This window comes from Pseudomonas sp. W22_MBD1_FP4 (assembly GCF_052113765.1).
Classification (GTDB): Bacteria; Pseudomonadota; Gammaproteobacteria; order Pseudomonadales; family Pseudomonadaceae; genus Aquipseudomonas; species Aquipseudomonas sivasensis.
In genome coordinates, this window is the sequence record NZ_JBGQOI010000002.1 from 75,396 (window position 1) to 100,063 (window position 24,668).

The 24,668-nt window shown below is 61.2% G+C and carries 25 protein-coding genes; 8 read left to right on the forward strand and 17 right to left on the reverse strand.

Features of this window, described 5'->3' with window-relative positions:
- The first annotated feature begins 57 nt into the window (after nucleotides 1-57).
- Nucleotides 58-990, forward strand: coding sequence for a DMT family transporter (locus ACEN2T_RS03190; protein ID WP_442116297.1), 933 nt, complete (start codon nucleotides 58-60; stop codon nucleotides 988-990).
- Nucleotides 991-1,107: 117 nt separating this feature from the next.
- Here the strand turns inward: ACEN2T_RS03190 and ACEN2T_RS03195 are convergent, their stop codons facing one another.
- Complete coding sequence (locus ACEN2T_RS03195; protein ID WP_095185363.1) at nucleotides 1,108-1,869, reverse strand: substrate-binding periplasmic protein; 762 nt, start codon at nucleotides 1,867-1,869, stop codon at nucleotides 1,108-1,110.
- Nucleotides 1,870-2,002: 133 nt separating this feature from the next.
- Here ACEN2T_RS03195 and dnaX point away from each other — a divergent pair, with 133 nt between their 5' ends.
- The 5 genes from dnaX to ACEN2T_RS03220 all read left to right on the forward strand — a co-directional run bounded on the left by dnaX (nucleotide 2,003) and on the right by ACEN2T_RS03220 (nucleotide 7,623).
- The gene (dnaX, locus tag ACEN2T_RS03200; protein WP_442116298.1) at nucleotides 2,003-4,054 is read left to right on the forward strand and encodes a DNA polymerase III subunit gamma/tau; all 2,052 of its coding nucleotides are present in this window, start codon (nucleotides 2,003-2,005) and stop codon (nucleotides 4,052-4,054) included.
- A 43-nt stretch (nucleotides 4,055-4,097) separates the two neighbouring features.
- Nucleotides 4,098-4,436 (forward strand): YbaB/EbfC family nucleoid-associated protein, encoded by a 339-nt coding sequence (locus ACEN2T_RS03205; RefSeq protein WP_032887653.1) that lies wholly within the window; start codon nucleotides 4,098-4,100, stop codon nucleotides 4,434-4,436.
- A 142-nt stretch (nucleotides 4,437-4,578) separates the two neighbouring features.
- On the forward strand, nucleotides 4,579-5,613 hold the full coding sequence (locus tag ACEN2T_RS03210; protein ID WP_442116299.1) for an NADP-dependent oxidoreductase: 1,035 nt from the start codon (nucleotides 4,579-4,581) through the stop codon (nucleotides 5,611-5,613).
- A gap of 66 nt (nucleotides 5,614-5,679) precedes the next feature.
- A complete protein-coding gene (gene recR / locus ACEN2T_RS03215; RefSeq protein WP_032887656.1) occupies nucleotides 5,680-6,282 on the forward strand; it encodes a recombination mediator RecR in 603 nt (200 codons plus the stop codon).
- Between the two features lie 192 nt (nucleotides 6,283-6,474).
- Nucleotides 6,475-7,623, forward strand: coding sequence for an acyl-CoA dehydrogenase family protein (locus tag ACEN2T_RS03220; protein ID WP_442116300.1), 1,149 nt, complete (start codon nucleotides 6,475-6,477; stop codon nucleotides 7,621-7,623).
- A 107-nt stretch (nucleotides 7,624-7,730) separates the two neighbouring features.
- Here ACEN2T_RS03220 and ACEN2T_RS03225 read toward each other — a convergent pair whose 3' ends face one another.
- Both ACEN2T_RS03225 and fnr read right to left on the reverse strand, forming a co-directional pair.
- Nucleotides 7,731-8,279 (reverse strand): adenine phosphoribosyltransferase, encoded by a 549-nt coding sequence (locus tag ACEN2T_RS03225; protein WP_032887660.1) that lies wholly within the window; start codon nucleotides 8,277-8,279, stop codon nucleotides 7,731-7,733.
- Nucleotides 8,280-8,358: 79 nt separating this feature from the next.
- A complete protein-coding gene (gene fnr / locus ACEN2T_RS03230; protein WP_032887662.1) occupies nucleotides 8,359-9,093 on the reverse strand; it encodes a fumarate/nitrate reduction transcriptional regulator Fnr in 735 nt (244 codons plus the stop codon).
- A 153-nt stretch (nucleotides 9,094-9,246) separates the two neighbouring features.
- Here fnr and ACEN2T_RS03235 point away from each other — a divergent pair, with 153 nt between their 5' ends.
- The gene (locus ACEN2T_RS03235) at nucleotides 9,247-9,702 is read left to right on the forward strand and encodes a hypothetical protein (protein ID WP_442116301.1); all 456 of its coding nucleotides are present in this window, start codon (nucleotides 9,247-9,249) and stop codon (nucleotides 9,700-9,702) included.
- Here the strand turns inward: ACEN2T_RS03235 and hemN are convergent, their stop codons facing one another.
- From hemN to ccoN (ACEN2T_RS03305), 14 genes are all read right to left on the reverse strand, one after another.
- Nucleotides 9,703-11,085, reverse strand: a complete 1,383-nt coding sequence (gene hemN / locus ACEN2T_RS03240) for an oxygen-independent coproporphyrinogen III oxidase (protein WP_442116302.1) — start codon at nucleotides 11,083-11,085, stop codon at nucleotides 9,703-9,705.
- Between the two features lie 102 nt (nucleotides 11,086-11,187).
- Entirely contained in the window at nucleotides 11,188-11,871 is a 684-nt protein-coding gene (locus ACEN2T_RS03245; RefSeq protein WP_032887667.1) for a sulfite exporter TauE/SafE family protein, read from the reverse strand.
- Nucleotides 11,864-12,076, reverse strand: a complete 213-nt coding sequence (gene ccoS, locus ACEN2T_RS03250; protein WP_032887669.1) for a cbb3-type cytochrome oxidase assembly protein CcoS — start codon at nucleotides 12,074-12,076, stop codon at nucleotides 11,864-11,866. The genes ACEN2T_RS03245 and ccoS overlap by 8 nt, the downstream gene beginning before the upstream one ends.
- 22 nt (nucleotides 12,077-12,098) lie before the next feature.
- Nucleotides 12,099-14,549 (reverse strand): heavy metal translocating P-type ATPase, encoded by a 2,451-nt coding sequence (locus tag ACEN2T_RS03255; RefSeq protein ID WP_339482065.1) that lies wholly within the window; start codon nucleotides 14,547-14,549, stop codon nucleotides 12,099-12,101.
- 112 nt (nucleotides 14,550-14,661) lie between these two features.
- The gene (locus ACEN2T_RS03260) at nucleotides 14,662-15,201 is read right to left on the reverse strand and encodes a FixH family protein (protein ID WP_032887673.1); all 540 of its coding nucleotides are present in this window, start codon (nucleotides 15,199-15,201) and stop codon (nucleotides 14,662-14,664) included.
- Between the two features lie 15 nt (nucleotides 15,202-15,216).
- Nucleotides 15,217-16,632 carry a cytochrome c oxidase accessory protein CcoG gene (gene ccoG / locus ACEN2T_RS03265; protein WP_032887674.1) on the reverse strand — a complete coding sequence of 472 codons (1,416 nt, stop codon included), beginning with the start codon at nucleotides 16,630-16,632 and terminating at the stop codon, nucleotides 15,217-15,219.
- Between the two features lie 351 nt (nucleotides 16,633-16,983).
- Complete coding sequence (gene ccoP, locus ACEN2T_RS03270) at nucleotides 16,984-17,961, reverse strand: cytochrome-c oxidase, cbb3-type subunit III (protein ID WP_032887676.1); 978 nt, start codon at nucleotides 17,959-17,961, stop codon at nucleotides 16,984-16,986.
- Nucleotides 17,958-18,143 carry a CcoQ/FixQ family Cbb3-type cytochrome c oxidase assembly chaperone gene (locus ACEN2T_RS03275; RefSeq protein ID WP_003175465.1) on the reverse strand — a complete coding sequence of 62 codons (186 nt, stop codon included), beginning with the start codon at nucleotides 18,141-18,143 and terminating at the stop codon, nucleotides 17,958-17,960. The genes ccoP (ACEN2T_RS03270) and ACEN2T_RS03275 overlap by 4 nt, the downstream gene beginning before the upstream one ends.
- A gap of 6 nt (nucleotides 18,144-18,149) precedes the next feature.
- A complete protein-coding gene (gene ccoO, locus ACEN2T_RS03280; protein ID WP_003193167.1) occupies nucleotides 18,150-18,758 on the reverse strand; it encodes a cytochrome-c oxidase, cbb3-type subunit II in 609 nt (202 codons plus the stop codon).
- Entirely contained in the window at nucleotides 18,758-20,200 is a 1,443-nt protein-coding gene (ccoN, locus tag ACEN2T_RS03285) for a cytochrome-c oxidase, cbb3-type subunit I (RefSeq protein ID WP_032887677.1), read from the reverse strand. Before ccoN (ACEN2T_RS03285) ends, ccoO (ACEN2T_RS03280) begins: the two co-directional genes overlap by 1 nt.
- 350 nt (nucleotides 20,201-20,550) lie before the next feature.
- A complete protein-coding gene (gene ccoP / locus ACEN2T_RS03290; RefSeq protein ID WP_442116303.1) occupies nucleotides 20,551-21,498 on the reverse strand; it encodes a cytochrome-c oxidase, cbb3-type subunit III in 948 nt (315 codons plus the stop codon).
- On the reverse strand, nucleotides 21,495-21,695 hold the full coding sequence (locus ACEN2T_RS03295; protein WP_032887681.1) for a cbb3-type cytochrome oxidase subunit 3: 201 nt from the start codon (nucleotides 21,693-21,695) through the stop codon (nucleotides 21,495-21,497). The genes ccoP (ACEN2T_RS03290) and ACEN2T_RS03295 overlap by 4 nt, the downstream gene beginning before the upstream one ends.
- Nucleotides 21,696-21,698: 3 nt before the next feature.
- On the reverse strand, nucleotides 21,699-22,307 hold the full coding sequence (gene ccoO, locus ACEN2T_RS03300) for a cytochrome-c oxidase, cbb3-type subunit II (protein ID WP_032887682.1): 609 nt from the start codon (nucleotides 22,305-22,307) through the stop codon (nucleotides 21,699-21,701).
- A gap of 10 nt (nucleotides 22,308-22,317) precedes the next feature.
- Nucleotides 22,318-23,742 (reverse strand): cytochrome-c oxidase, cbb3-type subunit I, encoded by a 1,425-nt coding sequence (ccoN, locus tag ACEN2T_RS03305; protein ID WP_032887684.1) that lies wholly within the window; start codon nucleotides 23,740-23,742, stop codon nucleotides 22,318-22,320.
- A 79-nt stretch (nucleotides 23,743-23,821) separates the two neighbouring features.
- On the opposite strand from ccoN (ACEN2T_RS03305), the gene ACEN2T_RS03310 reads away from it, so the two are divergent.
- Complete coding sequence (locus ACEN2T_RS03310) at nucleotides 23,822-24,514, forward strand: alpha/beta fold hydrolase (protein ID WP_442116304.1); 693 nt, start codon at nucleotides 23,822-23,824, stop codon at nucleotides 24,512-24,514.
- Nucleotides 24,515-24,668 lie beyond the last annotated feature (154 nt).

The window sequence follows — 24,668 nt, forward strand, 5'->3', positions numbered from 1 at the left end:
TGCGCCTTACGGGGGCCAAGACTGACGGCACACCTTCTCAGTTTCTGGACGCCGTCGATGAATAACCCTTCACCCGCAAAGCTTACGCTAGTCATCGCCAGCGTCATCCTGTGTTGGGCCTATTCGCCGATTGGCGTGCACATGGGGCTGCACAGCTACAGCCCCGGACAATTGGCGTTGTTAAGGTTTTTGATTGCGTCGGTGTTCATGGGCGGTGTGGCACTGGTGATGGGCATCGGTCGGCCGAGCTTGCGGGATTTTCCGTGGTTGCTGGTGCTGGGGTTCTTCGGCGTGTTCCTGCACCACACCAGCCTCAACTACGGGCAGCAATGGGTCACGGCAGCGGCGTCAAGCGTACTGGCGCAGTCGGCGCCGCTGTTCAGTGTGCTGATCGCGTTTTTCTGCCTGAAGGAGCGAGTCAGCGCTTGGCGCTGGGCCTGCGTATTGCTGGGGCTGCTCGGCGTGATGGTGGTGATCTGGGGGGATCAGGGGCTGGGTGAGATCGACCCGCGTGGCTTGTTGATCCTGCTGGCGGCGGTGTCGTGGAGTGTGTATTTCGCCCTGCAGAAACACTATGCCCACCGCTACAGTCCGCTGACTATGGCGTGCTACATGGTGTGGGCGGGCACCCTGATGCTGTGCGTGAACCTGCCGGGCCTGCCTGCTGCGGTGGTGCAGGCGCCGTTGGCGGAGAACGTCGCGGTGCTGGTACTCGGTATTTTTCCCAGCGCCTTGGCGTATCTGGCTTGGGGTTATGTGTTGAAGCATGTGGAGGTCAGTCGCGCGTCGGTGGCGATGTACCTGATCCCGCCGGTGGCGATGGTGATGGCCGCGACGTTGCTGGGTGAACACATTGCCTTGCAGGTGATGATGGGCGGTGTGATCGTGCTGGCCAGCGTGGCGGCGATCAGTCTGGAAGGGCGCTGGCGGTTAGTCGTTCAGACAAAACGCACGCAAACGGTGGCCATCGAAGTCCAGGGCCGGCGGTGACTGGATAACGATGGCGCCGCATTCTACCCATCGGTCCCGCAGCAAGAAGCCCACTTCACCGCCGGCTGTAAGCTGGACTGCGGCTCGACCAGAGCCCGAGCCTATAAGGAGCGGCTGTCAGTTTTTGTCAGGGGCGAGCAGGGGCGCCGGGTTTTCGCCGGTGTACAGCTTGATGATGTCGTCGATTTCGCCGGACATTTTCATCCGCAACAAGGTGCGCAGGATTTTTTGCGCCGGCACGTCGGGATCGTTACGCACGATGCAACCGAGGTTTTGCTCGTCAATCAACGCGACCTTGTGCAGCCGCTGGCTGATCGGCATTTTCTGGTTGAAACGGTCGACGATCCATTCGTTGCTCACCGCATAGTTGAATCGCCCCGCCACCAGTTTGTGCAGCACCAGCTCTTCGCTATGGGCGTCGTCGCGGGTGAGTTGGCCGTTGGCAAACAGCGGGTCGAGGGCGGCATAGCGATAGTTGAGCACCGTGCCGATCGGCTGAGGTGCCAGCTTGAGCACCTGTACCGGCTGGTTTTGCGCACTGACCAGCACATTGCGCTGCACCATTAAAGGCAAGCTCCAGATGTAGTCGCCGGACAGGTTGTCGACCCACGCCTGGGTGACATAACAGCGCACATCAATGTCGCCGTGTCCCATGGCCGCAGAGATGCGTGCCCGGGCCAGCACGTGGAACTGCGCCGGATGGCCAACCTGGGTGGCCAGGCTCAGCATCACGTCATACAAAATGCCCTGGGTCGGCCGACCGTTCTCCAGTTGCACCATGGGCATCGCCCAACTGTCGGAAACCGAGAAGCGCAGCGGTGCAGGCGCCGCCAGGCTAGCCGTGGTCATCATCCATAAAGCGCCCAGGACTACGCGCATACACTCTCCGGGTTCAGGCCTTTTGGAGGCCAGTCAGCAGAGCTTAGTCAGATTAGGCGAGCGTGCCGGATGCAATTTCCCCCTTGCTCCGCTAGCATTACCGGCTTCCGCTTCCCAGTTGCGACGGTTTTCGATGAGTTATCAGGTTCTTGCACGTAAATGGCGTCCGCGCTCGTTCCGCGAAATGGTCGGCCAGACCCATGTGCTCAAGGCTCTGATCAATGCCTTGGACAGCCAACGGCTGCACCACGCCTACCTGTTCACCGGTACCCGGGGCGTGGGCAAGACCACCATTGCGCGCATCATTGCCAAATGCCTGAACTGTGAAACCGGTATCACTTCGACGCCTTGTGGCACTTGCTCGGTGTGCCGCGAGATCGACGAAGGGCGCTTCGTAGACCTGATCGAGATCGACGCCGCGAGCCGCACCAAGGTCGAAGACACCCGCGAGCTGCTCGACAACGTGCAGTACGCGCCGAGCCGCGGCCGCTTCAAGGTCTACCTGATCGACGAAGTGCACATGCTGTCCAGCCATTCCTTCAACGCGCTGTTGAAAACCCTGGAAGAGCCGCCGCCCTACGTCAAATTCATCCTGGCCACCACCGACCCGCAGAAACTTCCTGCAACGATCCTGTCGCGGTGCCTGCAGTTCTCCCTGAAAAACATGACCCCCGAGCGCGTGGTCGAGCATTTGACCCACGTGCTGGGTGTCGAGAACGTACCGTTCGAAGACGACGCGCTATGGCTGCTCGGCCGTGCCGCCGATGGTTCGATGCGTGATGCCATGAGCCTTACCGATCAGGCCATCGCCTTCGGTGAAGGCAAGGTCATGGCCGCCGATGTGCGCGCCATGCTCGGCACCCTCGACCACGGCCAGGTGTTCGATGTGCTGCATGCATTGATCGAAGGTGATGCCAAGGCGTTGCTCGAAGCCGTGCGCCACCTCTCGGAGCAAGGCCCGGACTGGAATGGCGTGCTCTCGGAAATCCTCAATGTCCTGCACCGCGTCGCTATCGCCCAGGCTTTGCCGGAAGGTGTCGACAACGGCCATGGCGACCGCGACCGCGTGTTGGCCCTGGCCCAGGCGTTGCCGGCCGAAGATGTGCAGTTCTACTACCAGATGGGCCTGATCGGTCGTCGGGACTTGCCTTTGGCGCCGGACCCGCGTGGGGGCTTTGAAATGGTCCTGCTGCGCATGCTGGCGTTCCGGCCAGCTGATTCGGCCGATGCGCCGAGACAGCCGCTAAAGCCAGTGGGGATCAGCCAGGCCACAGTTGATTCCGCCAAACCAGTGGCTGGCGCGGCGGTGGTTGCGCCAGTGGTTGCTGCCCCGGTTGCGCCGGCGCCTGAGCCAGCCCCTGTGGTGGTGGCACCTGTGGTTGAGCCGGAGCCGGTGGTTGAGCCCGAGCCTGTCGTCGACTTGCCTTGGAATGACCCGGTAGAAGCCGAGGTCGAAGAACTCGAACAGCAGCCCTATGTTGAGCCCGTGCTGGAAACTGCCAGCGAGCAGCCTGAGCTGACGCCTATGCCTGCGCCGACACCGGACAGCGTGGTGCCAGCCGCTCCTGAGTGGGTTTCAGCACCGGTTCCCGAGCCGACCGTCGCCCAGGTTGAGGCCGCAACCCCAGGCATCGACCTCGACGACGAGCCGCCGCTGGACGAAGACTACATCGAGCCGGACATGGATTCGGCCTACAGTTACCTGGACGATTTGGCCAGCGAACACACCGCCGAACCGGCCCCCGAGCCCGAAGCAGAACCCGCGGCAGCCCCGGCCACTGGCCTGGCGTTGCAATGGCTGGAACTGTTCCCGAAACTGCCGATCTCCGGCATGACCGGCAGTATTGCCGCCAACTGCACCCTGATTTCCGTCGACGGCGACCGTTGGCTGTTGCACCTGGATCCGGCCCACAGCGCCCTGTTCAACGCGACCCAGCAACGGCGCCTCAACGATGCCCTGAACCAGTACCATGAGCGCACGCTGACTATCACCATCGAGTTGATCAAGCCCGAGCAGGAAACCCCGGCCCAAGCCGCAACCCGTCGGCGTATCAACCGTCAGCGCGAGGCTGAGGATTCGATCCACGCAGACCCGCTCATCCAGCAAATGATGCAACAGTTTGGTGCGGTCGTTCGTCACGATACTATTGAACCTGTCGAAGCCCCGGTGACCCAAGCGTCATGACACCGGGCTATTAATTGATCCACGTACTTTTGAGGTGATTCCCATGATGAAAGGTGGCATGGCCGGCCTGATGAAGCAGGCGCAGCAGATGCAGGAAAAGATGGCCAAGATGCAGGAAGAACTGGCCAACGCCGAAGTCACCGGTAAAGCCGGTGGCGATATGGTCAGCGTGGTGATGACTGGGCGTCACGACATCAAGCGCGTGAGCATCGACCCAAGCGTGCTGCCAGGCGTGGGTGAAGATGACCTGGAAATGCTCGAAGCGCTGTTCGCCGCGGCCGTCAACGACGCCGTGCGCAAGATCGAAGCCAATAGCCAGGACAAAATGTCCGGCGTGACCGCTGGCATGCAACTGCCACCGGGCATGAAGATGCCGTTCTGATTCTCCAGCGTTAGCTAGACTCCAATGCCAGGCCCAGTGCCTGGCATTTTTGTTTGTGCCTATTCAATCGAATCCCGATCGAACCCTGGCCTGGCACCCATGGTCTGCAACCTATACCGATGAATTCGATAAGGAGCCCCTGATGCCTCAAGAACTGACCCTGAACCAACGTATCGTGCTGGTCTCGCGCCCCCTAGGCGCGCCCACTCCGGAAAACTTTCGCCTGGAGCGCGTGAGCTTGCCGGAGTTGGCGGACGGCCAAGTGCTGCTCAAGACCCTCTACCTGTCCCTTGACCCCTACATGCGCGGGCGCATGAGCGACGCACCTTCCTACGCCGCCCCGGTGGAAATCGATGAGGTGATGACCGGCGGTGCTGTCAGCCGTATCGAGCAATCCCGTAACCCTAAATTCGAAGTGGGTGATCTGGTGGTCGGCGCCACCGGTTGGCAGAGCCACAGCATTTCCGACGGCCGCAACCTGATTCCGGTGCCCAAAGGTCTCGCCAGTCCGTCCATGGCGTTGGGCGTATTGGGGATGCCGGGTATGACCGCCTACATGGGCCTGATGGACATTGGTCAACCCAAGGCTGGGGAAACCCTGGTGGTCGCCGCTGCCTCCGGCGCAGTCGGTTCGGTAGTGGGCCAGGTCGCCAAGCTCAAGGGCCTGCGCGTGGTCGGGATTGCAGGCGGTGCGGACAAGTGCCGCTATGTCGTGGATGAACTGGGCTTTGATGCCTGTATCGACCATAAGAGCGCAGACTTCGCCGATCAACTCGCCCAGGCTTGCTTCAACGGCGTGGACATCTATTTCGAGAACGTCGGTGGCAAGGTGTTCGACGCCGTGATGCCTTTGCTCAACCCCAAGGCACGCATTCCTTTGTGCGGGCTGATTGCCGGCTACAACGCCCACGAAGCCCCCAGCGGGCCTGATCGCTTGCCGGCGCTGCAACGCACGTTGCTGACCAAGCGGGTGCGCATCCAGGGCTTTATCGTGTTTGATGACTACGGTGATCGTCAGCCAGAGTTCCTCAGTGCCATGGCGCCCTGGGTCCGCGACGGTAAGATCAAGTTCCGCGAAGACGTGGTCGATGGCTTGGAGCAGGCACCCGAAGCCTTTATCGGCCTGCTTGAAGGGCGCAACTTCGGCAAGTTGGTGGTACGGGTCGCGCAGGATTGAGGATTTGACGCTAATCCGGGGCGCGGGTATAAACCGCGTCTCGTTGTTTTGTCGGACCATTGCCCCATGAGCTTCAGCCCCCTGATTCGCCAACTGATCGACGCCCTGCGCACGTTGCCGGGTGTCGGCCAGAAAACCGCCCAGCGCATGGCGCTGCAACTGCTGGAGCGTGATCGCAGCGGCGGCACCCGGTTGGCCCAGGCCCTGAGCCAGGCCATGACGGGCGTCGGCCACTGCCGCCAGTGCCGAACCCTCACCGAAGAAGACCTTTGCCCGCAATGCGCCGACCCGCGTCGCGACGACACGTTGCTGTGTGTGGTGGAAGGCCCGATGGACGTCTACGCGGTGGAGCAGACCGGTTATCGCGGGCGTTACTTCGTGCTCAAGGGCCACCTGTCGCCGCTGGACGGCCTGGGTCCGGAGGCCATCGGCATTCCGCAACTGGTGGCACGTATCGAAGAGCAGGGCACCTTTACCGAGGTGATCCTGGCCACCAACCCGACCGTGGAAGGTGAAGCCACCGCCCATTACATCGCCCAACTGCTGAGCAACAAAGGCCTGATCACTTCACGTATCGCCCATGGCGTACCGTTGGGTGGGGAGTTGGAGCTGGTGGATGGCGGCACGCTGGCGCATTCGTTCGCCGGTCGCAAGCCGATCGCGCTCTAACAATAAACACCAGCCAAATGTAGGAGGGGGCTTGCTCCCGATGGCAGTGGATCAGCCATGAATCTATTGGCTGACACACTGCTATCGGGAGCAAGCCCCCTCCCACAATGGTTTTGCGGTGTGATTGAGATCTGTGTTGCTAACCAAGCAAGCGCTTGGTAATTTCGCTCCACCTCTCCGTGGAGCTCGCCGATGTCTGCCTATCAGGACTACTTCGACCCCAGCCACCAATTGCTCCGCGACAGCGTGCGCCGTTTTGTCGAGCGGGAGCTGTTACCGGGCATCGAGCAATGGGAGGAGGCGGAGAGCTTTCCCCGAGCGTTGTACCTTAAGGCCGGTGCGGCGGGGATCCTCGGTATCGGTTATCCCGAATCCTTGGGCGGCAGTCACGAGGGCGATCTGTTCGCCAAGGTGGCCGTCAGCGAGGAATTGATGCGCTGCGGTTCCGGCGGCGTGGTCGCGGGATTGGGCTCGCTGGATATCGGCTTGCCTCCCATCATCAAATGGGCGCGGCCCGAAGTGCGCGAACGTGTGGCCCCGCAAGTGCTCTCGGGCGAGAAGGTCATCGCCTTGGCCGTCACCGAACCCAGCGGCGGCTCCGATGTAGCCAGCCTGCGCACCCGCGCCGTGCGTGATGGCGACGTTTACCGGGTCAGCGGCAGCAAGACCTTTATCACCAGCGGCAACCGCGCCGATTTCTACACCGTTGCTGTTCGTACCGGCGGGCCAGGCTTTGGCGGCATCAGCCTGTTGCTCATCGAAAAAGACACCCCGGGTTTCACCGTCGGCCAGCCCCTGAAGAAAATGGGTTGGTGGGCGTCGGACACGGCAGAGTTGTTCTTCGATGATTGCCAGGTGCCCGTAGGCAACCTGATCGGCGCCGAGAACATGGGGTTTGCCTGCATCATGGGCAACTTTCAGAGTGAACGGCTGGCGCTGGCGTTGATGGCCAATATGACCGCGCAGCTTGCGCTTGAGGAAAGCCTCAAATGGGCCGCGCAGCGTGAAGCATTTGGCAAGCCCATTGGCAAATTCCAGGTGCTCAAGCATCGCCTGGCGGAAATGGCGACGGCTGTGGAAGTGTCCAGGGAATTCACCTACCGCCAAGCCGCCAAGATGGCCGCTGGCAAGAGTGTGATCAAGGAGATATCCATGGCCAAGAACCTGGCCACCGATACCGCCGATCGGGTGACTTATGACGCCGTGCAGATCCTCGGCGGCCAGGGCTATATGCGCGGCAGCCTGGTGGAGAGGCTGTATCGCGACAACCGTATCCTGTCGATCGGCGGCGGCACTCGTGAAGTGATGAATGAAATCATCAGCAAACAGATGGGGCTTTGAGGCGGCTTACCTGCCTCATCGGGGCAAGCCCTCTGCCACATTTTGATGTGTAAACACCTTCAAGTGTGGGAGGGGGCAGCCCTTGATAGCGTCAGTCCAGCCAAATATTACCGCTCGGACAGCGCAAATTGCGTCAGGCAAAACGTCGGAATCCCCATGTCTTCCAAACGCTGCGAGCCACCCAGCTCCGGCAAATCAATAATTGCCGCGGCTTCAAAAATCTTCGCACCCATGCGCCGCACCAGGTTCGCCGCAGCGATCAAGGTCCCGCCTGTGGCGATCAGGTCATCGAACATCAGCACCGAGTCGCCTTCGCACAGGCTGTCGGCGTGCACTTCCAGGAAAGCTTCGCCGTATTCGGTCTGATAACCCTCGGCCAGGACATCGGCCGGCAGCTTGCCCTGCTTGCGAAACAGGATCAGCGGTTTGTTCAGTTGGTAGGCAATGATCGAACCGATCAGAAACCCGCGGGCATCCATCGCGCCGATGTGGGTGAAATCGGCTTCGACATAGCGATGGGCAAAGGTATCGGCCACCAGGCGCAGGGCCTTGGGCGATTGGAACAGCGGCGTGATGTCACGGAAGATCACCCCAGGCTTGGGGAAGTCGATGACGGGGCGGATCAGGGATTTGATGTCGAACGAATCGAAGGTCATCGTCGAAGAGTCCTGGGAGGAAAACGGACTCGAAGTATACCTGCGGCCTCACCGATTGGCGCGGCCACAAGTGTCTGCATCAACCCTCTAGAGAACCACCCGCCAGCGCACACAGCTGGATCGGGTCGAGAATGTGCACTTCCTTGCCTTCGGCGGCAATCAACTCGTTCTGCTGGAAACGGGTGAACACGCGGGACACGGTTTCCACCGCCAGACCCAGGTAGTTGCCGATTTCGTTACGCGACATGCTCAAGCGGAACTGGTTGGCCGAGAAACCGCGTGCCCGGAACCGGGCCGACAGGTTGACCAAGAATGTCGCGATGCGCTCGTCGGCGGTTTTCTTCGATAACAGCAGCATCATCTGCTGGTCGTCACGAATTTCTCGGCTCATCACGCGCATCAACTGGCGGCGCAGTTGAGGTAATTGGATGGCCAGTTCGTCCAGGCGTTCGAAGGGGATTTCGCACACCGACGTGGTCTCCAGCGCCTGGGCCGACACGGGATGCATCTCGGTGTCCATGCCCGACAAACCCACCAGTTCGCTGGGCAGGTGAAAACCGGTGATCTGCTCCTCGCCGTTGTCGCTCAGGCTGAAGGTCTTCAACGCGCCCGAACGTACTGCATAGACGGAGTCGAACTGATCGCCCTGACGAAACAGGAACTCGCCTTTCTTCAGCGGGCGACCACGTTTAACGATGTCGTCCAGCGCATCCATGTCTTCCAGATTCAGCGAAAGTGGCAGGCAGAGGGGGGCCAGGCTGCAATCCTTGCAGTGAGCCTGGCTGTGAGCGCGCAGTTTGACTGGCTCGGACATTTCTTAAATCCTTGTGGGAAAACACACATAAGACGTAAGGGTAACGCACTGGGGGGCAGTGAGGCCAGCGTGTACAAAAAACAGACAGCCGTATAAAGCTTTGTGTATCGGTGCCGATACATATGTGTACGTTCATGAGCAGGAGCTCAGCGCATGTTGATCATCGCCGCCAACAACCCCTCCATCCGTGTGCCAAACCCAGAGCCGGCCCCGCCCGCTGCGGCGGTTGAGACGCAGGATGCCGTGTCAACGCCTGCCACGAGCGAAGGCGTGAAGGTGAGCATTTCGCCGGATGGCTTCAAGGCTGCGGGTGCGGCCAAAAGTGCCAACGCCGATATCGACGACAGCGGTCTGGACGACAACGTTAAGCAAGTTCTTAAAATGATCCGTCAGTTGAAGCAGCAGATCGCCGAAAAATTGGCGGAGCTTCAGGCCATCGCCGCGGACAAAAGCCTGACGCCGGAGGAGGTTCAGGCCAAGTTCGCTAACGTGCAAGGTGCCATCAGTTCCTTGCAGGCCGGCTTGATGACGGCCCAAATCTCCTTGGCCAAGGCCATGAAAACCATGAGTGCCGATCAGGCGCTCAAGGCCGCTTCGTTGTCGATGTAACTAGATCACCCGTGAAAACCGTTGCCGGTTCTGGTGTTCCAGGTACGCGTCGAACACCATGCACACCGAGCGCACCAGCAAGCGCCCTGCGGGCAGCACCCGAATGCCCTGGGCGTCGAGCGTGATCAGGCCGTCCTTGGCCATGGCCTCAAGTTGCAGCCAGATCTCATCGAAGTACCCGCGAAAATCAATATTGAAGGCCTGTTCGATACGCTCGAATACCAGGCTGAAATTGCAGATCAACTGCTGAATCACTTCCCGTCTTAGTCGATCGTCTGTGGTGCAGACCAAGCCACGGCTGGTCGCCAGCTGCGCGCCGGCCAGGGTGTTCTGGTAGCCGTTGAGGTCACTGCTGTTCTGGCAATACAAGTCGCCGATCTGGCTGATCGCCGACACACCCAGGCCGATCAGGTCGCAATGGCCGTGGGTGGTGTAGCCCTGGAAATTGCGTTGCAGCGTGCCTTCTTCCTGGGCGATGGCGAGTTCGTCATCCGGCAGAGCGAAGTGGTCCATGCCGATGTAGCGATAACCCGCCTCGGTCAATTGCGTGATGGTGGTTTGCAGCATCAGCAGTTTTTCCGCCGGTGCTGGCAGCTCGTCGCTGTCGATGCGCCGCTGGGGCATGAAGCGCTCCGGCAGGTGCGCATAGTTGAACACCGACAGGCGATCCGGTTGCAGCTTGATCACTTCTTCCACGGTGCGCGCGAAGTTGATCGGCGTTTGCTTGGGCAGGCCGTAGATCAGGTCGATATTGATCGAGCGAAACTGCAAAGTGCGCGCCGCATCGATTACTGCGCGAGTCTCTTCCAGGCTTTGCAGGCGGTTAACGGCCCGCTGCACCTCGGGGTCGAGGTCTTGCAGGCCAATGCTGACGCGGTTGAAACCGAGTTCACGCAGCAGGCCCATGGTGGCCCAGTCGGCTTCGCGCGGGTCGATCTCGATGCCGTAGTCGCCGGAATCATCATCGAGCAAATTGAAGTGCTGGCGCAGGGAGCCCATGACCTGACGCAGTTCGTCGTGGCTGAGAAACGTCGGCGTGCCGCCGCCGAAATGCAACTGCTCCACCGGCTGTTTCGGGTCGAGGTGGCAGGCCACCATTTGGATCTCCTGCTCCAGGCGGTGCAGGTATGCCTGGGCGCGGCCACGGTCCTTGGTGATCACCTTGTTGCAGGCGCAGTAGTAGCAAATGTTCGCGCAGAACGGCACATGCACATACAGCGACAATGGGCGCACAGCCTTGCGACTGTCGCGCAGGGCATGCAGCAGGTCGAAGGTGCCGACCTGGCTGTCGAATTGTACGGCGGTGGGGTAGGACGTATAGCGCGGTCCCGCCAGGTCGTAGCGATGAATCAGATCGGTGTCCCAACGAATGGCGTCGAGCATGCGGGCGTCCCCCGGATAGGCTAGTGGGCCGAGTCTAGAGGCGTGGAGCAGAGGGCATCTTGATTTGCATCAACGAGCAGCGGCGCTATGCCACATGGCCTTTTAGTGGCCCATCAGCCAGTGCTGGTGCGGCCCTGGCAAGGTCCAAATACCGAACACAATGACCAGCAGTCCACCGGCCATGCGCACGCTGCGTTTGCGCAATAACGCGGTGACGCGTTCGGCGGCCAGCCCAGTCGCCAGCAGCACGGGCCAGGTGCCCAACCCGAACGCGAGCATCAGCAAGGCACTGTCCAGCGCATTGCCCTGGCTCGCGGCCCACAGCAGGGTGCTGTAGACCAACCCGCACGGCAACCAGCCCCACAGCGCGCCCAGCAGTAGAGCGCGGGGCAGGCTGGACACCGGCAGCAAACGGGTGGCAACGGGCTGGATATGCCGCCACAGGCCGCGCCCGAGGCTTTCGATACGGGTGAGGCCGCTCCACCAACCGGCCAGGTACAGGCCCATACAGATCAGCAGCAGACCGGCGAGCACGCGCATGAACATCGCCGCCGGGCTATTGGCCACGGCCCAGCCGGCCAGGCCGATCAACAGCCCAGCTGTGGCGTAACTGAGGATTCGCCCCAGGTTGTACGCCAGCAGCAGGCGAAACCGGCGACTGCGTTGCTCCTTGGGAATTGCCAAAGTCAGCGCGCCCATCAGCCCGCCGCACATGCCCAGGCAATGACCGCCGCCCAGCAGGCCTAGGATCAGCGCGGAGACCAGCAGCGGCGCCAATTCAAGCATGAGGTGGGTCTTTGGGCGGTTGTTCCGGGCCGTTGGCTTCGTCGATGGCGGCCAGGTGGTTCGGGTCCTGGTCGTCGAACAGCACGCTGTGGGCCGGGCCGTCGAGGTCATCGTACTGGCCGCTGTCCACGGCCCAGAAGAAGATGTAAATAGCGATGGCCACTATCAGCAGCGCCGCCGGAATCATCACGTATAAAGCTGGCATCTGCACTCCATGCCCGCGCGGCTCACGCGGGCAGCGGGCGGGTGATTGAGGGGGCGCTGGCGGACTGTGCGCTCGGCACGCGAGTCAGGCGCAGGGCGTTGAGTACCACGGTCAACGAACTGATGGACATGCCGACTGCCGCCCAGATTGGCGTGATCCAGCCCAAAGCAGCAAACGGCAACATCAGGCCATTGTATAGGCCCGCCCAGAGCAGGTTTTCAATAATCACTCGTCGGGTGCGCCGCGCCAGGCTGAAGGCCTGCACCAGAGCGTCGAGGCGATTGGAGAGCAACACCGCATCGGCACTGGTCTTGGCCAGGTCGGTGGCCGAGCCCATTGCCACGCTGATATCGGCGGCGGCGAGGACGGGGACATCGTTGACGCCATCGCCGAGCATCAGCACCTTGCGACCTTCCTTGTGCAGCTGTTGCAGCACGTGCAGCTTGTCGTCGGGACGCAGGCCGCCGTGGGCCTCGTCTATGCCCAGCTCAAGGGCGACACTGGCGACCATCGGCGAACTGTCCCCGGACAGCAGCAGTGTGCGCCAACCGCGTGCCTTGCAAGCGGCGAGCAGGGCGGGGGCGTCGCTGCGCAGGCGATCATCCAGTACGAACCAGGCGAGGGCGCCGCTGCGGTCGCCCAGCAGCAGCCATTGCCCGGCGTCGTCCGGCGGAGCGGGGATCGGGCAGCCACTGAGTTCGCAGACGAAACCCGGCTGGCCGATGCGCAGCAGACGCTCGCCCACTCGACCTTCCAGACCGAGACCGGGCGTACTGAGCACTTCGTCAGCGGCCAGTGGCGCACGGCCAAAGGCGCGGGCAATCGGATGTTCCGAGCGGTTTTCCAGGGCGGCGGCGAGACCCAGGCAGTCGTCGCTGCCCAATTCGCCCAGCGGCCGGATCGCGCGCAGGGCCAGGCGACCTTCGGTGAGGGTGCCGGTCTTGTCGAAGATCACCGTGTCGATCTGGTTCAGGCCCTCCAGCACATGGCCACGGGTCAGCAGCAGCCCGAGTTTGTGCAGGGTGCCGGTGGCGGCGGTCAAGGCGGTAGGTGTAGCGAGGGACAACGCACATGGGCAGGTCGCCACTAACATCGCCAGCACGATCCAGAACGCTCGTGATGAGTCCAGTTCCCACCACAGCAGGCCGATCAGCGCAGCGGCGATCAGCGAACACAACAGGAACCACTGCGCGGCGCGGTCGGCGATTTGCGCCAGTCGCGGTTTTTCGGCCTGGGCGCGCTCCAGCAGGCGCACGATGGCGGACAGGCGGGTCTCGTGGCCAAGGGCGCGCACTTCGACGGTCAGCGCGCCGTCGACGTTGAGGGTGCCGGCGGTGACGGTGTCGCCGACTTGGCGCGGTTGCGGCAAGTACTCGCCGGTGAGCAGGGACTCATCAATGCTGGACTGGCCATCGAGGATCACGCCGTCTGCTGGCAGCACCGCGCCCGGATGCACCAGCACCCGGTCGCCCAGGGCCAGTTCGCTCAACAGGATGCGTTCGCTCTGGCCGTCGTCTTTCAAGCGCAGGCACGACGCAGGCAACAGGTTGACCAACTGCGCAGTGGCCGCCGCCGTGCGCTCCCGGGCACGGCGTTCCAGGTAGCGACCGGCCAGCAGGAACAGTGCAAACATGCCCACTGCATCGAAATACAGCTCGCCGACGCCGGTGATCGCGGTCCATATTCCCGCCAAATAAGCCCCGCCAATGGCGAGGGATACTGAAACGTCCATGGTCAGGTGGCGCGTGCGCAGGTCGCGCATGGCGCCCTTGAAGAACGGCGCGCAGCTGTAGAACACGATGGGAGTTGTCAGAAACATCGCCACCCAGCGCAGGATTACATGCAGCTCCGGGCTCAGGTCGATATTGAATTCCGGCCAGGTGGCCATGGTTGCCATCATTGCCTGGAACCACAGCAGCCCGGCGACACCGAGTTGGCGTAAAGCCAGACGGTTTTCGCTGGCCAGTTGCTCAGCGGCGCGGTCGGCCTGATAAGGATGGGCGGCATAGCCGATATGGCGCAGCTCACTGAGCACTTGGCTCAACGGCAATTGCCCGTCGGCCCAGCGCACCTGCAAGCGATGGTTGGACAGGTTCAACCGCGCCTCGGCAACGGCGGGCAAGCTGCGCAGGTGTTTTTCGATCAGCCAGCCACAGGCGGCGCAGCTGATGCCTTCCATCAACAGGGTCGTTTCAGCCAGTTCGCCTTGGTGGTGCACGAAGGGTTTTTGCACGTCCGCGCGATCGTACAGCGCCAGCTCGTCCACCAGTTGCACCGGCAGCGTTTCGGGGTTGGCCGAGGCTTCGCTGCGGTGCTGGTAATAGCTTTCCAAACCTGCGGCCACGATTGCTTCGGCCACCGCCTGGCAGCCCGGGCAGCAGAGTTCGCGGCGTTCGCCGAGGATATCGGCGGTGAACCGGCCGCCGGGCGGTACGGGCAGGGCGCAGTGGTAGCAGGGAGTGGGGGTGGTCATGGTTCGGGATCTTTGGTGGCTGGGAAGGCCCCATCGCCGGCAAGCCGGCTCCTACGAGAGGGGTGAGGGTCTGTAGGAGCCGGATTGCCGGCGATGCGCGAAGCGCAGGTGTTTATTTTTTCAGGTCTTCGGCACCCTGCAACGGTTCATCACCCAACAGCAAGTCTTTGTCGTGGCTGACTTCTTCTTCCTCGAACAGCCGCCAGGTCTTGTCGCCTTCCACGCCCAGCAGTTCCACGAAGCGGCGGCCTTCGACTTTGTCGGTGACCTGGCCGATGTAGCGGCCGGGTTCGCTGTCGCTGCGGGCCAGGTTGATTTTGCGATCTTTCTCCGGCTGAGTCGGGGAAATCAGGTTCAGTTCCAGGGTGTTCGGGTTGCTGTAGCCGGTGAGCTTCAGCTCGACTTCACCGGTCAGTTCGTCCAAATGCAGCTTGGCGCGCAGTTGCAGGGTCTGCGCCAGGCGTTCGCGGTCCAGTGAGCGGTTGATGCCCTTGCCAGCCTCGTAGTAGTTGTCGTTGACCAGGTTGTCCGGGTTGTTTACCGCGATGGTCACCATGGACAACGTCAAAGTCACCGAGCAGGCGAGGATCCCGATGATGATCCAGGGCCAGAGGTGCTTGTACCAAGGGCTTGCGGCAGTGGCTAAGGGCATTGTTTCGTTCTCTCTTTATCGAACTTGTGGGCCGATGAATCGGCTCTTGGCTTCAATGTTGACGCTGGCGTCATCGGCATCGGTGAGGGTGAATTTCACCTCGTTGGTGCTCGACGGCAGTTGTTCCGGCGCACTCGACAGTTCCACTGGCATGCTGACGATATCGCCGGCTGCCACCTTGATCTCGCGCCGGCCCTGCAGTTTGAGGTCTGGCAGGCCTGATGCGTCGAGCACGTAGGTGTGGTCGCGCTGGTCCTTGTTCATGATCTTCAGGCTGTAGACGTTTTCGATACGGCCTTCGGCGTTTTCGCGGTAGAGCACGCGGTCTTTGCTCACGTCGAAGCCCACCAGCGACCGCATGAAGAACGCCCCGGCCAACAGGCTGATCATCGCCAGCAACACCAGGGCGTAACCGATCAGGCGTGGTCGCAGCTTGTGGGTTTTCTGCCCGGACAGGTTGTGCTCGGTGGTGTAGCTGATCAGGCCGCGCGGGTACTCCATCTTGTCCATGATGTTGTCGCAGGCGTCGATGCACGCGGCGCAGCCGATGCACTCGATTTGCAGACCGTCGCGGATGTCGATGCCGGTGGGGCACACCTGCACGCACATCGTGCAATCGATGCAGTCGCCCAGGCCTTGGGCCTTGTAGTCGATCCCTTTTTTACGCGGGCCACGCAGCTCTCCACGACGTGGGTCGTAAGAGACGATGAGGGTGTCTTTGTCGAACATCACGCTCTGGAAACGCGCGTACGGGCACATGTAGATGCACACCTGTTCGCGCAGCCAGCCGGCGTTGCCGTAGGTGGCGAGGGTGAAGAAACCGACCCAGAAATACGACCAGCCATCGGCCTGGCCGGTGAAGAAATCGAACACCAGTTCGCGGATCGGCGAAAAGTAGCCGACGAAGGTAATCCCGGTGGCAAAACCGATCAGTAGCCACAGGCTGTGCTTGCTGAATTTGCGCAGGAATTTGTTGGCGCCCATCGGCGCTTTATCCAGCTTGATGCGTTGGTTGCGGTCGCCTTCGGTGACTTTTTCGCACCACATGAAGATCCACGTCCACACGCTTTGCGGGCAGGTATAACCGCACCACACGCGGCCGGCGTACACCGTGATGAAGAACAGGCCAAACGCCGCGACGATCAGAATGCCCGACAGCAGGATGAAGTCCTGGGGCCAGAAGGTCGCACCGAAAATGAAGAACTTACGCTCCGGCAGGTTCCACCACACGGCCTGGTGGCCACCCCAGTTCAGCCACACCGTGCCGAAGTAGAGCAGGAACAAAGCAGCGCCGCCGAGCATTCGTAAATTGCGGAACAGGCCGGTAAAGGCGCGAGTGTAGATTTTCTCGCGCGGGGCATAGAGGTCGACGGTGGCGGTCGAGTGTTTGGCAGGCGGGGTAACGTCATGTACCGGTATTTGGTCGCTCATCATTGCATCCCACGGCGGTGGAGATTTGCCTCGGCCAGTACGTGCCAACCGGGGTCAAATTAGGGGTCTTGCAGTGGCGTAATGATACGCCCCCGATGCTGCGCAAGGGGTGCGACCTTTGGTCGCGTTGGGGAAAATCAATTGATGGTGTACGTGATCTGGATCAATTGACTTGTGAAGTATGGACGGTTTTTGCGGGCTCAACCTTCAAAAAGCCGAAGATCCAATGTGTGAGGGGGCTTGTTCCCGATAGCGGCGTGTCAGTCAGAGTCACTAATACTGATCCACCGTCATCGGGAGCAAGCCCCCTCTCACAAGGGTTTTTTGGTGTTTCTGGGTAAGGGGGTAGCCTTACTGCTCCTCGGCCTTCTTATCCCCATGGGACAAGCTGTAAACATACGCCGCGAGCAAGTGCACCTTGTCATTGCCTTGCAATTGTTCCTGCGCCGGCATCTGGCCCTGGCGGCCGAAACGGATGGTCTGCTGCAGTTGGGCGAAGCTCGAACCGTAGATGAAGGCGCCGGGGTGGGTCAGGTCGGGCGCGCCCATTGCTGGGGTGCCTTTACCGGCTGGGCCGTGGCAGGCCACGCAGTTGGCGGCGAAGAGTTTTTCGCCGTTGGCTACGTTGGCCTTGACGCCTTCGGGCAGTTTGCGGCCGTCGAGTTGGGTGACCACGTAGGCCGCCACGTCGCTGACACCCTCTTCTTGCAGCACCGGCAGCCAGCCCGGCATCACGGCATGACGGCCTTTCATGATGGTTTCCTTGATCGTCGCCGGCTCGCCACCCCAGCGCCAGTCGGCGTCAGTCAGGTTGGGGAAGCCGTAGGCACCCTTGGCGTCGGACCCGTGGCACACCGAGCAGTTGGACGCGAACAAGCGGCCACCCATCTTCAGGGCTTGCGGGTCCTTGGCGACTTCCTCAATGGGCATGGAGGCGAATTTGGCGAAGATCGGACCGAACTTGGCGTCCGACCGGGCCATTTCCTTTTCCCATTCGTGTACACCGGTCCAGCCGGTCTGGCCGTTGGCGAAGGGGGTTTGCTTGTCGTTGTCGAGGTAGTTGTAGCCCGGAAGCAGGCCTTTCCAATTGCCCAGGCCTGGGTACAGCACCAGGTAGCCAAGGGCAAAAATGATGGTGCCGACGAACAGCATGAACCACCACTTGGGCAATGGGTTGTCGTACTCCTCGATGCCATCGAACGAGTGGCCGACGGTCTCGTCGGTTTGCTCGGCGCGCTGGCCCTTGCGGGTCGACAGCAACAGCCAGGTCAGGGCGAAAATGGTACCCAGACTGAGGACTGTGACGTACAGACTCCAGAACGTAGTCATTCTTTGTTACTCCTAGAAGCTTGCTCGACGTGCTTGATGGCTTCGGGATCATCCGCAAAGGGCAGCAAGGTCGCGTCTTCAAACTCCGACTTGCGCTTGGGGCTGAACACCCACAACGCCAGGCCGATAAAGGCCACCATCACCACAACGGTGCCCAGGCCACGAATCATCCCGATATCCATGAAGAATCACCGTTTGCTTTTGATGATGGTGCCCAGGCCTTGCAGGTAGGCCACCAATGCGTCCATTTCGGTCTTGCCCTTTACGGCTGCGGCTGCACCGGCGATGTCTTCGTCGGTGTAGGGCACGCCCAGGGTGCGCAAGACTTCCATCTTCTTCGCGGTGTCCTTTCCGTCGAGCTTGTTTTCCACGAGGAACGGGTACGCCGGCATTTTCGACTCAGGCACCACGTTGCGCGGGTTGTACAAGTGCGCACGTTGCCAGTCATCGGAGTAACGCCCGCCAACACGGGCCAGGTCAGGTCCGGTGCGCTTGGAACCCCACAGGAACGGGTGGTCCCATACGCTTTCGCCGGCGACCGAGTAGTGGCCGTAGCGTTCGGTTTCGGCGCGGAACGGGCGGATCATCTGCGAGTGGCAGCCCACGCAACCGTTGGCGATGTAGACGTCGCGGCCTTCCAGTTCAAGGGCGGTGCGCGGCTTCATGCCTTCCACCGGCTTGTTGGTCACGTCCTGGAAAAACAGCGGAACGATCTGGGTCAGGCCGCCGATACTCACGGCGATGACCATGAAGAAGGCCAGCAGGCCGATATTCTTCTCGACTACTTCATGCTTCATCAGTGGGCTCCCACAACGGCGATCTTGGCGGCGGCTTCGGCTTCTGCCGGGTCCGAGGCACGCACGGTGCGCCAGACGTTGTAGGCCATGAACAGCATGCCGGCAGCGAAGAACGCACCGCCCAGGGCGCGGACGATGTAGCCCGGATGGCTGGCTTGCAGCGCTTCGACGAACGAGTAGGTGAGGGTGCCGTCATCGTTGATCGCACGCCACATCAGGCCTTGGGTGATGCCGTTGACCCACATCGAAGCGATGTAGAGCACGGTACCGATGGTGGCCAGCCAGAAGTGCGTGTTGATCAGCCCGACGCTGTGCATCTGCGCACGGCCGAACAGTTTGGGGATCATGTGGTACAGCGCACCGATGGAGATCATCGCCACCCAACCGAGGGCACCGGCGTGAACGTGGCCGATGGTCCAGTCGGTGTAGTGGGAGAGCGAGTTGACGGTCTTGATTGCCATCATCGGCCCTTCGAAGGTCGACATACCGTAGAACGCCAGGGATACCACAAGGAAGCGCAGGATCGGGTCGGTGCGCAATTTATGCCAGGCACCCGAGAGGGTCATCATGCCGTTGATCATGCCGCCCCAGCTCGGAGCCAACAGGATGATCGACATCGCCATGCCCAGGGACTGCGCCCAGTCCGGCAGTGCGGTGTAGTGCAAGTGGTGCGGGCCGGCCCAGATGTAGAGGGTGATCAATGCCCAGAAGTGCACGATGGACAAACGGTACGAGTAAATAGGACGTTCGGCCTGTTTCGGCACGAAGTAGTACATCATCCCCAGAAAACCGGTGGTGAGGAAAAAGCCTACGGCGTTATGCCCGTACCACCACTGGATCATCGCGTCCGTCGCGCCCGCATACGCCGAGTAGGACTTGAACAGGCTGACCGGCAGCGACGCGTGGTTGACGATGTGCAGCATCGCCGTGACCACGATGAAGGCACCGTAGAACCAGTTGCCCACGTAGATGTGCTTGGTTTTGCGCTTGACGATGGTGCCGAAGAACACCGCACCGTAAGTCACCCACACAATCGCCAGCAAAATGGCGATCGGCCATTCCAGCTCGGCGTATTCCTTGGTGGTGGTGTAGCCCAGTGGCAGGCTGACGATGGCGCCGACGATGACCGCCTGCCAACCCCAGAAGGTAAAGGCGGCGAGGCCATCGGAGATCAGTCGCGTCTGGCAGGTTCGCTGCACGACATAATAGGAGGTGGCAAACAATGCACATCCGCCGAAGGCGAAAATCACCAAGTTGGTGTGCAGCGGGCGTAGGCGACCGAAGGTCGTCCATGGCAAGTCGAAATTCAATTCCGGCCAAACCAGTTGCGAGGCGATGAACACCCCGAGCCCCATGCCAAGGATCCCCCAGACCACCGTCATGATGGCGAACTGGCGGACTACCTTATAGTTATAAGCAGTCGGACTGATTGCTGTGCTCATTCTAAGGTTCCACGGTTTAGGTTTTTTTATAGGTAAAATCGGCCGCAAGTATGTAGAAAGCGAGGGGCCATTGCAACGCAATGGCTGACCTGGATCAATGCGTTCCACGCCAGATTCTGCGCCCTTTCCATGTTTGGCGTAAGGACAAAATCAGAAATCGAAAGCTGATCGAGTGGACAGGAAATTTTGGGGGTCGCAACGACTGTCGTCGCGTACGCCAAGATCGGTCCGCTGTGCAAGCAAGCGTAGACCCGAATGGCAGTAGGGGAAAGTTGTGCTTTGGAGGGGTGTGACACTTGGTCGCGTAGCGCGGTAGAGCTGCCGCCCCAAATTGGGGCGGCAGTCAGGTGTTACTGAGCTGCGCTTTCTGGCATTGCACCATCAGCGTTGTGAGACAGGCTGTACACGTAAGCTGCGAGCAGGTGCACTTTGTCGTTGCCCTGCAACAGTTCCTGCGCCGGCATCTGGCCCTGACGGCCGTGACGAATGGTCTGCTGCAATTGCGCCAGGCTGGTGCCGTAGATATAGCCGCCTGGCAGCGTCAGGTTCGGCGCCCCCATGACTTCCATACCGTGGCCTTCCGGCCCATGGCAGGCCACGCAGGTGGTGTTGAACGCCGCTTTGCCCGAATCCAGGTCGGCAGTGCTATCGGCCGGCAGTGGCAACTTGGCCAAATCGTGACGTACATAGGCAGCGACGTTTTTCACACCGTCGTCACCCAGCACCGTACCCCAGGCCGGCATCGCCGCGTGGCGACCGTTCAGGATGGTGGTCTTGATGGCCTCAGCCGAGCCGCCCCAGCGCCAGATGTTGTCTGCCAGGTTAGGGAAGCCGAACGCGCCCTTGGCGTCCGAGCCGTGACACACCGCGCAGTTGGAAGCGAACAGGCGACCACCCATCTTCAGCGCTTGCGGGTCTTTAGCGACTTCTTCCACGGGCATGGCCGAGAATTTGGCGAAGATCGGCCCGAACTTGGTGTCGGCCTTGGCCATCTCCTTGTCCCACTCCTTGGCCGAGGTCCAACCGTCTTCATAGCCCGGCAGCACACCTTTCCAGTTGCCCAGGCCCGGGTAGAGCACCAGGTAGCCGACCGCAAACACCAGGGTGCCGGCGAACAGCATGAACCACCACTGGGGCAGCGGGTTGTCGTATTCCTCGATACCGTCGAAGGCGTGGCCCATGGTCTGGTCGACACTGCCCTTGGTCTCGCCCTTGCGGGTGGCGATCAATAGCCAGGTCAGCCCGATCAGGCTGCCGAGGGTCAGTACGCAGATCCATGTACTCCAGAATAGGGTCATGGCCGATTGCTCCTTGTTGCAGGCTCTTCTTGAGCGTCGGATGGAGAAGGTTCATCGGCGAAGGGCAGCAGGCGCGCCTGCTCGAATTCCTCATTGCGCCGGTTGTTGAACACCCACAGCGACAGGCCGATAAAGGCGATGGCAACGACCAGCGTGCCAAGGCCGCGGATGGTGCCCGCATCGAATTCAAATCCCATGGCTCACCTCTTGCTCTTGATGGCAGTGCCGAGTACTTGCAGGTACGAAACCAGCGCGTCCATCTCGGTCTTGCCCTTGAGGCTGGCCACGGCGCCACTGATGTCGTCGTCGGTGTATGGCACGCCGAGGGTGCGCATTACTTTCAACTTGTTCTCGGTGTGGCTGCTGTCGACCTGGGCCGTGACCAGCCACGGGTAGGCCGGCATCTTCGACTCGGGCACTACGTTGCGCGGGTTGTACAAGTGCGCGCGGTGCCAGTCGTCCGAGTAGCGGGCGCCAACGCGGGCCAGATCCGGGCCGGTGCGCTTGGAGCCCCACAGGAACGGGTGATCCCACACGCTTTCGCCCGCCACCGAGTAGTGGCCGTAGCGTTCGGTTTCGGCGCGGAACGGACGGATCATCTGCGAGTGGCACTGCACGCAGCCTTCGCGGATGTAGATGTCGCGGCCTTCCAGTTGCAGCGCGGTGTAGGGCTTCATGCCTTCCACCGGCTTGTTGGTCACGTCCTGGAAGAACAGCGGGACGATCTGGGTCAGGCCGCCGATGCTCACGGCGAGCACCATGAGCAGCATCAACAGGCCGACGTTCTTTTCAATCGTTTCGTGTTTCATCACAGACTCCTCAGGCCAGCTGCGCAGTGGTGGCGGCTTCGACAGGCTGCGGCGAACGCACGGTGCGCCACGTGTTGTAAGCCATCAGGAACATGCCGCTGAGGAACACCGCACCGCCCACCAGCCGCACGATGAAGCCTGGATGGCTGGCCACCAGGGTTTCGACGAAGGAGTAGGTCAAGGTGCCGTCTTCGTTGATCGCACGCCACATCAGGCCCTGGGCGATGCCGTTGACCCACATCGAGGCGATGTAGAGCACGGTGCCGATGGTGGCCAGCCAGAAGTGCGCGTTGATCAGGCCGAGGCTGTACATCTGCTCGCGACCGAAGACTTTCGGGATCATGTGGTACAGCGCGCCGATGGAGATCATCGCCACCCAACCGAGGGCGCCGGCGTGTACGTGGCCGATGGTCCAGTCGGTGTAGTGGGAGAGGGCGTTGACGGTCTTGATCGCCATCATCGGGCCTTCGAAGGTCGACATGCCGTAGAACGCCAGGGACACCACCAAAAAGCGCAGGATCGGGTCGCTGCGCAACTTATGCCAGGCGCCCGAGAGGGTCATCATCCCGTTGATCATGCCGCCCCAGCTCGGAGCCAGCAGTACCAGAGACATCACCATGCCCAGGGACTGCGCCCAGTCCGGCAGCGCGGTGTAGTGCAAGTGGTGCGGACCGGCCCAGATGTACAGGGTGATCAGCGCCCAGAAGTGCACGATGGACAAGCGATAGGAATACACCGGACGTTCGGCCTGCTTGGGCACGAAGTAGTACATCATCCCCAGGAAGCCTGCGGTGAGGAAAAAGCCTACCGCGTTGTGCCCATACCACCACTGCACCATGGCATCCGTCGCACCGCCGTAGAGGCTGTAGGACTTGGTCAGGCTGACCGGGATTTCCAGGTTGTTGACGATATGCAGGATCGCCACGGTGATGATGAACGCACCGAAGAACCAGTTACCGACGTAGATGTGCTTGGTGTTGCGCTTCATCACCGTGCCGAAGAACACGATGGCGTAGGCCACCCAGACAATGGTGATCAGGATGTCGATCGGCCATTCCAGCTCGGCGTATTCCTTGGAACTGGTGTAGCCCAGCGGCAAGGTGATCGCAGCCAGCAGGATGACCAACTGCCAACCCCAGAAGCAAAACGCGGCGATTTTCGGCGCGAACAGCTGCGTTTGGCAGGTGCGCTGCACCGAGTAGAACGAGCTGGCAAACAGTGCGCAGCCGCCGAAAGCGAAGATCACCGCGTTGGTGTGCAGCGGGCGCAAGCGGCCGAAGCTGGTCCAGGGCAAATCGAAGTTGAGTGCGGGCCAAACCAATTGGGCGGCGAGAAAAACCCCGAGCCCCATGCCGACGATGCCCCACACCACCGTCATAATGGCGAATTGGCGGACCACCTTGTAGTTATAGGCGGTACTTAAAGTAGTGTTCATGGTTCCCCATCCACGGTTCAACCCAAGCAAATGCGGCACTTGGGCTGGAGTTATAGGCAGACTAAATAGCGAGGCAAGCATGGGCAAAGAGCACAAGGCCAGTATTGACGGGGATCAATGGGCGCAGTGTGTGCGGGAACACGGCTGGTTGTGGGATGTCGCGAAAGGGTCTATCGCGCATACGCCGGTGACGCTGATCCTGGCCCACGGCGCCGGCGCACCGATGGACTCATCCTTCATGAACGACATGGCTGCACGCCTTGCCGGGCATGGCGTCAACGTGTTGCGCTTCGAGTTTCCCTACATGGCCCAGCGTCGATTGGACGGTGGCAAACGCCCACCCAACCCGGCGCCGAAACTGCTGGAAGCCTGGCGCGAAGTGCATGCCGAGGTGCGACGTCATGTCGCTGGGAAACTGGCCATTGGTGGCAAGTCCATGGGCGGGCGCATGGCGAGTCTGTTGGCCGATGAATTGGCCGCGGACGCGTTGGTGTGCCTGGGCTATCCGTTCTATGCGGTGGGCAAGCCGGAAAAACCGAGGGTCGAGCATTTGGTCGAGCTAAAGACGCCGACGTTGATTGTGCAGGGCGAGCGCGATGCGCTGGGCAATCGGGCGGCGGTGGAGGGGTATGTGTTGTCACCGAACATCGAGGTGATGTGGCTGGTGGCGGGGGATCATGATTTGAAGCCGTTGAAGGCTTCGGGGTTTAGTCATGAGCAGCATTTGGAGGCTGCGGCGGTGCAGATCGCCAGGTTTCTCGGCGCCTGTTAGGGCCGTATCGGGACGTAGGTATCTACACATCTTTGATGCAAACATACCCTGAGAAAACGAGGCTCTTGTGGGGAGCGGGCTTGCCCCGCGCTGGGCTGCGCAGCAGCCCCAAAACCTGCCAGTCGGGTGTTGCTGAAAAAATGCGGTGTCTGGG